Origin of the sequence: Vibrio casei (assembly GCF_002218025.2) — a bacterium.
Lineage (GTDB): Bacteria > Pseudomonadota > Gammaproteobacteria > Enterobacterales > Vibrionaceae > Vibrio > Vibrio casei.
The window spans coordinates 790563-804670 of sequence record NZ_AP018681.1; the positions used below are offsets into that span (position 1 = coordinate 790563).

A 14108-nucleotide genomic window follows, 5' to 3' on the forward strand; every position below is an offset into this window, starting at 1 on the left:
CCTTAAGAGGCATTGATTAATTTGCTATCTATTGATGAAAATTAGTATCAATTATCAACGGTAAACGCATTATGTTGATTATATAAACTCGAAATAATATCGCTGGAACTGGCGGTACTGTCTAAACCAAGCGAATCTGTACTCACATTATCAAGAACGATAATTTGCTCTCCACCAGATTCAGATGTTACGTTTAAGTTTACTTTACCCTCATCGACAGAGGCAGTAATACCAGCTAGCATATCGTCCATCTGAACACCTTCGCTATCACCATCACTAAACAAATCACGGAGATCAATTTTATCGATATTGAGTTCGAAATCTTTGATCACATCAATAGCCGGAGAACCTGAAGCTCCAACATCTTCAGCATGCCAGACAAATATATCTGTCACACCATCGCCTGTCCCATTATATTCACCGCCCCACAACTCATCATTTCCAGCGCCACCGGTTAAAATATCCATTCCTAACCCACCAATGAGCACATCATCACCATCCGTACCTATAATAAGAGAAGGCTCATCACCACCGACCAATATCGAGGAATGAGAAGTGTCACTCGCATCCGCCGTTTCTAATACGTTTTGATCATTAGGTTGAACGGTAACTTCAATCATTGATTGTGATGTTATCGTTTCATCATCATGTTGCTCAACGATAGCTACTTCAAGACTATGTTCACCTTCCGGTAAATCATTAATAAAGGCATTATCCAAATCTTGGGCTGCAATGACCCAAGATCCATCTTCTTGAGTTTCACCTAGTGGTTGACCGGCTGAATCAACAATATTGGATAAACCTAAATGCTTCAATTCAACTTGAACTAATTCAGCAGAGTTCACTTTTTCACCTAATAAAGCCAGTAATGGAATTAATGCCAATTGAGCCGCTGTCACAGAGGTGTGTGGAACAGCCCTAGGCGCCATCGCAAAAGCAGACATAAGTGCGACGGGAGCAGCAACGGATACGGTAACCGTATCGCTATCGCTTAATACACCGCCGGTACCAGAATTACCATTATCACTCGTCGTCATGGTAATGGTTGCATCACTACCACCCGTACCAGAATTTGGTATATATTCAACACCGCCACTAAGTAAATCATTAATCGCATCTAATGAACCCGTTAATGTTAATTCACCAGAGTCATTACCAATAATCGTAACACTACCGGAATAGTCATCAGGTATTGATAACAATCCATCACTACTGCTTAGAACTACTTTCATTTGACCATCGACGGTATCATTAACATCCACATCGGAAATTGATAAGCCGTTGATAATCGTGACTTCACCTTCCATACCTGCCAATTCACCTGTAGGAAGTGTATTTTCAGGAGCATCATTCACGGCGGTAACATCGACATTAATGGTTGTTTGAACACCAAGAGACGCATCAGCAACCACTCCATTATCGACAGATCGGATATCCAGTTGTAGTTCACCATCCCAATTCATGTTATTGGCATCACCCGGATTAAAAATAAGACTGTCTAATGTTCCAGATTCTGTCGTGATCGTCCAAGTACCATCACCGTTATCAATAATCGTTCCAGCCTCACCATTCGGGAAACTAAAGCTTGCTCCCATGCCAACAGGGACATTACTGATGGTGATTTGAATGATCTCTGGGCCATTCTCCGTCACATTCGAAGCATTGGTCGTATCACTCAACTTATTATCAACCGTTGATATATCAAGATCTAACAGAATATCGCCATTTTCTAAGCCTTGGGCTGAAGTAACCACATCGGCGTCTATTTGATCAGCAACAGGAAGGACTTCAACATCAATTGAATGAGTAAAAGAAACTACCGAATCCAGAGAATCTTCTTTGGTGTATAAAACAACATCAATCGTAATATTACCGCTGAAGTTTTTCGGTGGGATTAAGCTAATACCATTAAGGTCAAAACTGGTTGAACCAAAGGGAATACTCACACTCCATTCACCACCACCATTATTGACAGCACCAAGCACCGTAAAACCTTCAGGTATATTCGTCAGTAATAATGACACCATGGATTCAGAACCATCAATATCTTGTAGTGTAACGGTTCCACCGCCCAATGAAATTGCGGTATCTTCATCACCTTGTATACCACCATCAATGATTTCAACTTTAACATCATCGTTCACTGCAACGACATCAAAACTGACCGTTGTTTCTGCAGTTGTTTTAGTATCGGTAGCCGTTCCGCTAAGAATATCATACGTAGCGGTATCGGTAATCGTGCCACTCACGGATATATCCACCTGACCACTGAAGTCTTCGGTAGGAATAAACTGAACGTTGCTTAACTCATCAGGGGAAAGCGTCAATACACTGACTTCTTTCCCTTCAGAGTCAAGGAAGTGACCCATCGATGGATCAACACGAATCGTTAAACTGTCTAAGGTTTCTAATCCACCCTCTACAGTATTTAAGGTATCGCCAAAAGAAACGGCTGAAAAATCTAACGTAATGGTGGCATCTTCATAAGCAATATTGTCATACACCACCTCAGTTTTATCGTCCGATTCACTGATTGGTTGATAATCTTGATTCAAGCCTGAGCTACTCACCACATTGAGTGATATGCCTGGGCCTGCATCAACCACAGGATCCACTTTCACCACAACGTTTTGAGTCGCTTCATTCACATCACCACTATTCGCATCAGTCGTGACGTATTTAACTTCAAATTGAAAATCACCAGCATAATCATTAGGTAACACGAGCCCTAAACTACTCAGGTTAACGGTACCATCAGGGTTTAATGTCGCTTGATAAACATACTGCCCCGTTTGAAAATCGTATTCAGCTCCTGTAATTGTCGCTCCTGATGGAAGTTGAGAACTATCGATCACAACCGTCATCACATCATTAGGAATTTCACCATTCCCATCACCATTAACATCATTGGTCGAAACAGAAATTGAACCGTTTGTGGTTAATTGAGAGCCTAAGTTAACACCTTTATCTTCCACTCCAAGAACGATGGTATCTTCAACAATAATATCCGCAGCAAGCTCAGTGTTAGTATTTTGATTATTTGAGAAATCGAGTTCTATATCACCTTCGCGAACAACGATTTCACTTTTATCATTTTCAAGATTACCATCATTATCTCTATCGCCTTGATCTTGAACTTTCGCTGTTACATGGACGGTTACGGTATCGGTAAAATTAGCGGGGGCTTGAATTTGAATATTATCGAGAGAACCCGATTTAACCGTCCAGCTGCCATCACCATTATTAACAGCACCAACCACTACAAACCCTTGCCCTTCTGGCAAATTAATATGAGAAAAATCAAGAACCAGCTCCATAATTATTTCATTACTGGATAAATCATTTTCGGCATACATTATGGTGCCAACACCGGATCCTGGGTTATTACTTAAATCCACGACACCAGTGGTGTCACAAGTTACTATTCCTGCATCATCGATAATACCGTCGTTATTAGCATCAGCACCGGTACTAATGACAATTTTCCCCACTCCATTATCTGCATTTGGATCTGGGTTATAAGGGTCACCACCTTGTTCAACCGCGGCCTGAATATCAATAGTAATACTACCAGTCACCGTTTCTTCAGAAAATGCATCAGAATCAACGTCATCTTGACGAATGGTCACTTCAGCGCCAAGGGTGAAATCTTTATCCGAGTTTTCTGGAGTGGTAATTTGCAAAACGGCAGAGCCATCCGCTAAGGCCTCTAGATATTGATCTAAATTTAACTTACCTTCAGCATCAAAATTCAACTCAGTCTCCACTCCACCTTGAACAATGATCAAAGTATAACCCGTTGGGTCAGCGCCTATAGGCAACGTAAATGTGAGATGCGTAACTTTCTCTTGGCTATCTGCCAATGGCGGCATCCAGTTAGTTCGATCAATGGTAATCGGAGTATCTTCAACACCTGCAATCGTACTAGAAAAATCCCCTGCATCAATGACTGGCTCAACATGAATGATAATGTCTTTTTCATACTCAGCACTATCACCATCGGCTTCCGTGACAACTATTTTCGCCGTAAGCTCTAGATCGACAGTACTATTTGGTGGGGGGGTGATTTTTATATCATCTAAACTATCAAGGCTTATTTCATAGATAGGTTGTCCATTTCCATCCATACCAACAAAGGTGACATCGAGAGGGCTACCATTGCTGGTAATGATTGTTCCTTCTGGTATACCTGAAATCACGACAGACAAAGTTTCAGAGTCATCGCCCGGCATAGCATCAACCATTTCACCAGAAATGATACCAAAATCAAAACTTGCAGCTCCATCTTCAGGAATTGTTATCTCAATACCCGAGTACTCATCATCAACAGGCTTCCAATCAGAACCCGTCAGATCGAATCTAGGTTCATCCGCTACACCTTTAACGGAAATATTGATGTTTTTACTGCCTGTTATATATTCATCACTGATCGCCGCTTCAGGGTCTAAAACACTATCGCCTTGAAACTCGGCGGTATCTCTTACTATACCTTCAACGGTTAAGGTAAAATCACCACTACTTTCAGGCGCAGGTAAAAATTGCAACTGATCTAAGTCGCTATAGGGGATATCATAACTACCATCAATCAATTCGACGGGCGTTCCATTAAGTAATAACTGTGATCCATCGGGTAAGTAACTGAATCGTACATATAAGGTTTCGGAGCCATCGCTTGTATCAGCAGTATGGTTGAGTGTAATTAATGGCTTTAGATCAATAGCGGTATCTTCATCTGGAATAAATTTCACGCCAGAAATGGTCACCACTCCATCTCCATCAGGAGCGCTAATTGCACCACTCGGAATCGTTACTTTCCCTTCAGCATTTGGCGTTAAAAAAGCACCATTGTAATAAAATTGTCCATGTGCATCCGCAGGAAGCGTAATGGTAAATGAGCCATCAACAATAGCTTCACCACGATCAACATCCCCTAAATCAATGCCCATCGGCACTTCAATACCATCGATTAAATGGTTAGTCCCGTCAACATTATCAAATTCATCTAGACCGGCTTCAGCGCCGTCGGTAATGAGTTCTTGCCCATCTTCTTCTTGACCATGAGTCGGATTAGGAAAGATAAAGGCTGGATCTTGGTCGTGAATATCTAATGTCACCGTTCCTGAGTCTTGGTCCCCATCTTTATCGGTTATAATGATATCCATATCTAGAGTAATAGATTCTTGAACATCCGCTAAATCAGGATTACTCACAAAAGTGACGATCCCTTCAGAATCCACACTGATTTGACCTAACAGTTGGTCACCTTTATAAACATCGGTTAAACCAAATGGTGATGAGTGTTCGGTAATAGCACCATTCTCTGTATCGGCAAAAGAAAGGCTAATAGAGGCGATATCATCTGCACCTTCACTGGAAGGAAGTAATAACGCGGTGATGGTTTCCCCTTCATTCACATCAAATGTATTGCCTTGAACCGTAGGCACATCGTCATTAACAATGATGTTAATCGTAGAGCTGCCATAATCATCATCATTAGGTACCACATCCCCATCTTTATCCACGGCGTAAATAGGTAATGGAATCGTTAAGGATGTATCATTACCAGTCGCTTTATTGTGGTCAAGAGCCCCTGTGATAGTGAAGGTATATGCTCCATCAGGTGAGAAAGTCACAACAAACACTTCTCTGCCGCCAGCTATACCACTGAATGTTCCATCGTTATTATCAACAAGTTCAACGACAGCCCCTTGCGATGTCAGACTTCCATCCGTGTTAAACGCTTCAATATCTATTTTGAAATTGGCAATCTCATCACTACCAAGCGTAATAGAAATTTGACCCGTTGCCGTTTCAGTATTACTGCTAGGATTGGAACCTTGGTGGTTATCGCCACCGGCATTAATAGCGGATTCGTCAACCGTAACACCTGAATCCACGGTAAATGTTGGATTAGTACCATCGACAATAGTCAGATCAATATCAACGGCGTTATCTAAATAATCACCATCGGTATCTTGGACTTGTACTGGGAGGTTAATATGGATTTCAGAGTCGTTCACCGTGACCCAACCAGAAGAGTTAGCACCAGAAGAATCTTGATCATGGTCAAGTGGTAAGCTCTGTGTCATGGATACATTAATATCAACGCCTTGGCCATTTTGAGTCGCCGTTAACACAATAGTTAAAGCAATAGCACCTGTGTCACTTCCCACTCGTCCGATTAATGTTCCATTTGCAGAATCATATTCAAACACAAGCGCCTGTCCACCAGACGTTAAGTCAGCTTCCAATTCACTCATCAACGTATTCAGATCCGAGGGTTTGATTTGAACAGTAGTCGGGTCTAAGCGCTCTACACCAGCGGCGATGAAAATATTCCCCGTAGAGCCTGTTGGGGCTGGATCAGGATAACCTGCATCTGGATCCGAAGACGACAACGTCCCTTCAACAATACTAATTGAGCCAGATAGCCCATCCCCCGTTGCGCTATCACCATCGGTGACAGCAAACGTTAATGTGCCATCAGTGGTATCATTATCAAAATCTGTTGCAGTAACATTCAGTTCAATATCCGTAGATTGGCTGTCTTCTTGATCAATAGGCCCAAATACCGTCACTGTATAATTACCACTATCATCCAATGTAACGGTCAGTAATGTATTACCATTGTTATCAAACAAAGTGACTAAATAAGGCTCTACTTCATACGTTGTTGGCTCACCATTAGAGGTTAACCCATCAAAAGTCGGTTGATTACTTTGAAAAACAATGGTCTGGACATTAATCAACTTTACCCAACAGACGTTCGCAACAATATTGGCTGCGTACCTCAAGATTGTGCGCTTTTCTTTGGCTCTATTCGCGACAACATTACCCTTGGCAGAACACAAACCAGTGATGACGATGTATTGTATGCAGCAGAACGCGCTGGTGTAACTCACTTTACTCAACATGATGAGTCTGGCTTAGATAGACAAGTCGGTGAAGGTGGTGCAGCACTTTCTGGTGGACAAAGGCAAGCCATTACTATTGCCAGAGCTTGGTTAAGTAACCCCCCTATTTTATTAATGGATGAGCCAACGAGCCAAATGGACAACCGCTCTGAAGCATTAATTAAACGACAATTAAATAATTTATCATCAGCCAAAACACTAATTTTAATTACTCATAAAACGGGCATGCTTGATCTGGTTGACCGTTTAATCGTTATGGAAAGAGGTCAAATTGTTCTCGATGGACCTAAACGTGATGTTTTACAGTCATTAAAAGAAGGAAAAACAACCACAACAAAAAAGGATTCTAAAAGTACATCTTAGTCTCCGTACTGGATTCATTTCATTGTAAACGTTGATGGCAAGAGTAAACGCTACGAAAAAATAGCGTTTACTCTTTTAATAATTACAAATACGTTCTCAAATATTCAGACAAACATAAGATTGCCATTGCTTGTCCATAAGGCATGGAGGTTAATGGAATACCTCGATAATAATCCAAATCACTGCCCATTGCCGTGCCAAACGATACATTAATCAGCTCACCGTCATCATTAATGTAATCTTTAACTAAACTGTCCACGGCTTTGTGGGCAATCGGGGCATATGATTTATCAATGTAGCGTTTACGAACGGCCTTTAATATACCGTAAGCAAAACCTGCGGTGGCAGAAGATTCAACGTAAGAATCAGGATCGTCCAATAAGGTGGTCCACAAACCATTTTCTTGCTGGCTGCTTACCAATGCTTCCACTTGGCGAGTTAATACATGCACCAAATGACGACGATACGCATCGTGTTCTGGTAGATCTAAAAGTTCTAAAAAATCGGGAATAACAATCGTTACCCAACTATTGCCACGTGCCCAACGTGCATTGGCAAAGTTGTGTTTACCATCAAACGTCCAACCGTGGAACCATGTCCCTGTCTCGTTATCCATTAAGTAGTTAATGTGCATTAAGAACTGGAATTTAGCTTCTTCTACATACTCTGGCTTATTCAATAACAAACCAATTTTAGTCAGTGGCATAACACTCATCATTAGTGTGTCATCCCACATTTGTTGGGTATTTTCACTGTTATAAACGATGTGTTGAATCGCGCCATGTTCAGTGCGAGGCATCTCATACATTACATATTCTGCCCAGGTTTCAAGATACGGCAACAAGCTTTGATCGCCGGTTTCTTCATAGCGATATGCCAGAGTTAAAAATGGACAAACCGTGTTCACATTCTTAGTCATTTGCTCATCTGCAAAACGAGCGCTAAACCAATCATCAATAATCTTAACGACCGTTTTATCATTAGTTTGTTGGTAATATTTGTACATGCCATATAAACCAATGCCGTGTGTCCATTCCCACCCTGCCCAACCTTTGGTATCAATGGTGCGGCCATCATCAAGGTGAAGTAAGAACTCACCAGTTTTATCTTCAATATTAATTAAATTGTCGATTAAACTATTAATTTTTTCCACAATCAAACCACGCTCGTGTGTACGAACAGGACGACGAAGAAGCTCACTGTGTTTTACTGGAAATACTTGCATTTTAAGACCTCGATAAATGAATTACATGACACCAAGCATTTTTGGTAAGAATAAGGTTAGATTCGGAATATACGTGATGAGCAAAAGCACAGCGATAATCGCAATATAAAACGGAATCAATGGTTTAATGACCTCTTCTACTTTTACTTTACCCACACTCGCACCAACGTATAAACCACTTCCTACTGGTGGTGTAATCGTGCCAATTGCTAGGTTAAACACCATTAAGATGCCGAAATGAACAGGGTCGACCCCAACTTGTTTCATAATAGGCAGTAGAATTGGCGTAAAAATTAAGATAGCAGGACCAATATCCATAAACGCGCCGACAATCAATAAAAACACAGTGATCACTAGCATGATAACCATTGGATTGTCTGATATACCAAGAATCAACGCACTCAACGCAGCAGGGATCCCAGTGATCGACATCGAGAATGACATTGCAGAAGATGTTGCGAGCAAGAACATGATCACGCCAGTCATTACAAATGTTTGAATCAGAATGTCTGGTATCTGTTTTATTTTAATCGTTCTATATAAAATCAATGTAAGAAATGCAGTGTAGACTACCGCGACCGCAGAAGCTTCAATGGCGGTAAATATGCCTTGAACAATGCCGCCTACCACGATCACAATCAGCATTAAACTTGGTAATGCATCTTTAGTGACTTTCCAAGCGACACCCTTTTGAATCGTAAAAAACACCGTATAATTATTACGTTTGGCGACGATATAGGTCACCAACATACAACCAATGCCCCATAAGCTGCCAGCTACAAAACCACCAGCAAACAGAGCTGCAATTGAAGTGCCTCCACTGGCTAATGCGTACAAGATAAATGCAGTTGTCGGTGGAATTAGCATCCCTGTCGGCGCAGAAGCGATATTGACCGCAGACGCAAAGTTACGGTTGTAGCCTTCTTTGGCACTCATTGGGATCATTACCCCACCAATAGAAGTGGATGCTGCAATCGCTGAGCCAGATACTGCGCCAAACAACATGTTTCCGGCAATATTGGTATAAGACAAAGAGCCCGGAATTTTACCGGTAAACAATTTGGCAAAGTTGACTAGCCGAGTCGCTACACCACCATTATTCATAATCACTCCTGAGAGAATGAAAAATGGCACCGCAAGTAATGCAAAACTGTCTAGGCTTGAGAACATCTTCTGCGCAGTTGAAAACATCGCAATATCAAATGGCAGAGCCAATAAAATTGTCGCTCCGGAAGAAATAACAATACATAGGCCAATTGGTGTCCCAAGTACAAGTAGCAAAACAAAAACCGAGATCAACACACTGGTTGCAACAACGGGATCAATCATGATGACCTCCTTTACCTGATACTGAATATTCAACCTGTTGAGAGATATTCGAAGCAGAGTTCGCCATTTTTTGCGCTTTAGTTAAATCTATAATATTCATCACGCTGTAAAAAATAACCAAAACACCAGAGATTGGCAGTGCGTAATAAACCTTGCCCATTGATATTTGCAATACTGGTGATATTTGATACATCGCATTGGCGGATACTTTCCAACCACCAATAATTAAGATGTAAGTGGCAAACGCAATAAAAACGACTTGCAGAATAATCTTCCAAATATTGATAAGCGTCGGTGGGCATTTATCTAAAAATAACGTCAAACTAATATGTTCTTGTTTACCTGCAACATAAGCCAAACCGATAACGGAGAACCACACTAATGCAAAACGCAGAAACTCCTCTGAAAAAGTACTTGGATCATTAAATACATAACGGCTAATAACTTGCCAACACGCCACAATCACCATGGCACTTATTAAGACACATGCAAAAACTTCAATACATCGGTCTACTATTATTCTTAATTTATTCATAACATCCTCGGATACAACATTAAATAGAGCGAACAGATCTCTGCCGCTCTATTTGGGATGGTTTATTTAATATTGATGATTTTTTGATATAACGAATACAGTTCAGGTTTTTTCTTCAAATCGTCATAAATCGGCTGAACGGCTTTTTGGAATGGGCCATGGTCAACTGTATTAAATTTAACGCCGAATTCTATTTTAGCTAACTCGCGCGTTTTATCCATTTCGGCTTTCCAAGCTTCTTGCTCCATAACCATTGACTCTTGGATCGCCTCATTAAGCACTTTAAATTGTTCAGGTGTTAATTTGTTCTTAGTGGAGTTACTCATCAAAATGATGTCTGGAATACGAGTATGTTCGTCATAGCTATAATATTTTGCCACTTCGCCGTGGCGAGCAATCGTCATGGCAAATTCATTATTTTCAGCACCATCAATAATACCTTGTTGCAGCGAGGTATATACTTCAGATTGACTCATCGCGATAGGAGACGCACCTAACAATTGCATTGTCTTGATTGATGTTTCACTTTGCATAACGCGAATTTTTTTACCTTTAAGATCGGCAATCGTATTAATTGGCCCCTTACTCATATAAAAACTACGCGCACCAGAGTCATACCAACCAACACCAGTAAAACCCATTGAAGCAGTTGAATTATAAACAGGATCCATCACGTCTTTATCTGACATAACTTTATAAAATTGTTCTTGGTTAGTGAAAAGATATGGCAAAGAGAAAACGCCATAAACAGGGGCAAAACTTTCCATTAAACCAGAAGATACTTTGGTGATATCGACCACGCCAACTTGTGTCATTTCCACCAATTCTCTTTCACCGCCAAGTTGCGCATCTGGAAAGTATTGAATTTTCACTTCACCGTTGGTTTTTTCTGCCACCGCTTTGCCGATATATTGCAGAGCATCTTTCACTGGCTGACTATTTTCCGCATACGCGAGTTTTAACGTCACCGCTGCCGAGGCAACATTACTAAACGGCAAGATAACAGCTGATACAAGTAACGCCTTAGATATTATATTTTTATTGAACATGGGATTCTCCATATCACTTTATGATTATTTAAGTTATTGGTATAAAAATAAAATCACACAAATTAAGACATAATATTCATGCTATTTCTGACACTTAGAATCTCATATGCCTCTCAGACTCACCTTTGAAAAACTGCCATCAATTACCAGAGTTGTCCAAAATGACAAGTTTCACAGGGCAAATTCACAAAAAAGAACATCGATAAAAGAGAGGTTTCTTCAAAATTGATCGAGGTCAATTACCATTCAAAAACCACGAAAAATACCGTGATGAGTGGGCGGAAAAGAATGAGAGGAATAAGCAGAACTAAAAATGATGACGACATTTTTCTATATGCTTTGCTATACGTTAGCGGTAATCCGAAGGTGACTTTTTAGTTAACTTTTTAAATTTAGTACTAAAATAATTACTGTCTAAATATCCAACTTTAAAAGCAATTTCAGTAATAGAAAGATCGCCATATTGCAGCATTTGAATGGCGTTATTAATACGAACTTGATGCAAATAATTATTAAACGACTGCTGAGTCATTTGTTTAAGTTTACGGCTTAACGTGCGCGATGACAGATGAAACTTATCCGCCACTTCACCAATGCTGCATTCGTTTTGATAATTGGCTTTTATCCAATCCAGAACTTGCAATGCTCTATCATCCATTGTGGCTTGTTCAATCGATGTTAATCTTCCGCGGTTAAGCTCCACAACCAATTGTTGAAATAGCGCTTGTGCCATCAGTTCAGAATCATCTTGCTTTTGGTGTACCTCAGTATTGAGATCGCTCACCAATTGAGAAATTCGTTGCATAGAGGTATGACTAATATACCATCCTTTTTGCTCTGAATAGCCAGAAGGAATGTAGTGATTGAGTCCCGCTGGTAAGTTCAAAGCTTCTTTACGAAACAAAATATTAGATAAAAAAAGGTTATCAACATTCTCAAATAAATGCCGATCACTTGGATCAACAAAACACACATGATTTTGGCTTAAATCATCAGGTACATCATTAATCACATGCGTACCACGTCCTTTAGAAACGATGATCAATTCCTGGAAATCATGGGAATGTTCTGGATAGTTTTCTTGAGGTGAACGGATCTCTGTCGTAATGGCTCGATTCTTATTTTGGAAAAAATCATCACTTTTTAGTTGATACATGAAATACACCCTCAATCTAAGTCATGCGATAAGCTAATGCAGTATTGAATAAAAAAAAACGATCTAATCGATATAAATGATACAGCGTTTCATTTATACGTTGGTTTTGTGAACTCAACCAAGTTTTAAACTTCACTCTTATTTATATAAAGCAAAAGGAGAACATACAGTCCTCCTTCTAATAGTTAATCACTAAGATTTATTAACCGTTTACAAACCAAAAGTTTCTTTCAAATGCTGCATATTTTCTTTACTGACGCCTTCTGGTTCATAGCCACTAGCAAGACACATCAGGTATAATTTTGCGCCTTTATTCGCAACATCAATAAAATCAAAGGCGGTTAATGCATCCACGCCAGTTGCAACCGCACCATGCTTTTCCCAAATCGCGACATCATTATCAGCTAATTTAGCTTTCGTTCCTTCTGCCATCACTTTACTGCCAGGCATGCAATAAGGAACAATGCCAATCCCACGCGGAATAAACGCTCGAACTTCTGGGATCATCTGCCAACAAACGTGAGTATATAATTGATCGTCATGCGCGTATTTAGGGTGGTGTGATAATGCGATAAGTTCGAGTGGATGAGTGTGAACCACACAACGATCGGCAGAACCCGCCGCTTGTTTTTGCATGATGATCTCAACATGAGAAATAAATTCACTGGTCGGTGCGTAATCTGGTAAATCACGGCCCCCCCAAAGAATATGGTAGCCTTGCGCCTGATCATCAATACGTAAAATACAGCCTGCCAATTCAGGATGATTCAATTCACGAATACGCTCGCCTGTTCCCTTTACAAAGAAAATATGACCAGCACTTTCTTTTGGGAAACAGTTATCACCCATTGTGCTGTTGCTCACCATCGACAAATGACAATGTGGAAAGCTGTCTAAGCTCGTTGGTAGCTCACCAAAAATGTCAGTCACATCAACAGAAATATTGCCGCCATTACGTTCTGCCCATTCACGTTGCCATAAATATTCAGCCGTTTCACTCACTTTGGCGATTTCTAATTTCACGGCATCGTTTAAAAATATCTGTGTAATCTGATTCATGATTTTCCTTTATATAAAAGCGAGAACCTTTGCCCTCACTTAAATTTCATATTGATTAATTAGGCTAAATAAAACATATCGACAAGATCTTCCGCTACCGGTGAATTATCGTTATTGGTATCCATGATATCGGCCATGTATTTCCACCAACGTTGACAAGTTTCGTTGCTCGCCGTGGCTTGCCATTTTTCTTCAGACTCGATTTCCACATAGGCAAAAAGTTGCAAAGTCTGTGGGTGAAGAAAAATCGAATAGTTATGTCCACCATGTGCTCTCAACATTTCCACCATTTCAGACCAAAGCTCATCATGGCGTTTTTTATATTCAGCTTCACAACCAGGTTTTAGCTTCATCACGCAAGCTTTACGGATCATAAGTGTTTCCTATTGATAGAAAATTAATATCCCAAGCAATTGATATAACTTACATAGTTTAAATTTCAGCCCCGCCCAAAAACGGTAATATCAGGAAAGGATGA

8 protein-coding genes and 1 pseudogene are annotated in these 14108 nt (G+C 40.4%); 1 reads left to right on the top strand and 8 read right to left on the bottom strand.

Annotated elements, in window-relative coordinates:
- Positions 1-47 precede the first annotated feature (47 nt).
- On the bottom strand, positions 48-6260 hold the full coding sequence (locus tag VCASEI_RS16620; RefSeq protein ID WP_309598712.1) for a T1SS-143 repeat domain-containing protein: 6213 nt from the start codon (positions 6258-6260) through the stop codon (positions 48-50).
- 477 nt (positions 6261-6737) lie between these two features.
- Here VCASEI_RS16620 and VCASEI_RS16625 point away from each other — a divergent pair.
- Positions 6738-7277, top strand: a pseudogene (locus VCASEI_RS16625) (ATP-binding cassette domain-containing protein); the annotation flags it as partial.
- Between the two features lie 82 nt (positions 7278-7359).
- Here VCASEI_RS16625 and bglB read toward each other — a convergent pair.
- The 7 genes from bglB to rhaM all read right to left on the bottom strand — a co-directional run bounded on the left by bglB (position 7360) and on the right by rhaM (position 14004).
- Positions 7360-8502: a beta-galactosidase BglB gene (bglB, locus tag VCASEI_RS16630; RefSeq protein ID WP_086958780.1), complete on the bottom strand. Its 1143-nt coding sequence runs from the start codon at positions 8500-8502 to the stop codon at positions 7360-7362.
- Positions 8503-8523: 21 nt separating this feature from the next.
- Positions 8524-9831, bottom strand: a complete 1308-nt coding sequence (locus VCASEI_RS16635) for a TRAP transporter large permease (protein ID WP_086958782.1) — start codon at positions 9829-9831, stop codon at positions 8524-8526.
- Complete coding sequence (locus VCASEI_RS16640; RefSeq protein ID WP_086958784.1) at positions 9824-10366, bottom strand: TRAP transporter small permease; 543 nt, start codon at positions 10364-10366, stop codon at positions 9824-9826. The genes VCASEI_RS16635 and VCASEI_RS16640 overlap by 8 nt, the downstream gene beginning before the upstream one ends.
- A gap of 62 nt (positions 10367-10428) precedes the next feature.
- Positions 10429-11415 carry a TRAP transporter substrate-binding protein gene (locus VCASEI_RS16645; RefSeq protein ID WP_162621098.1) on the bottom strand — a complete coding sequence of 329 codons (987 nt, stop codon included), beginning with the start codon at positions 11413-11415 and terminating at the stop codon, positions 10429-10431.
- 349 nt (positions 11416-11764) lie between these two features.
- The gene (locus tag VCASEI_RS16650) at positions 11765-12571 is read right to left on the bottom strand and encodes a helix-turn-helix domain-containing protein (RefSeq protein ID WP_089111141.1); all 807 of its coding nucleotides are present in this window, start codon (positions 12569-12571) and stop codon (positions 11765-11767) included.
- A gap of 210 nt (positions 12572-12781) precedes the next feature.
- Positions 12782-13630 carry a rhamnulose-1-phosphate aldolase gene (gene rhaD, locus VCASEI_RS16655; RefSeq protein ID WP_089111142.1) on the bottom strand — a complete coding sequence of 283 codons (849 nt, stop codon included), beginning with the start codon at positions 13628-13630 and terminating at the stop codon, positions 12782-12784.
- A gap of 59 nt (positions 13631-13689) precedes the next feature.
- Positions 13690-14004, bottom strand: coding sequence for an L-rhamnose mutarotase (gene rhaM, locus VCASEI_RS16660; protein WP_086958790.1), 315 nt, complete (start codon positions 14002-14004; stop codon positions 13690-13692).
- Positions 14005-14108: the final 104 nt, after the last annotated feature.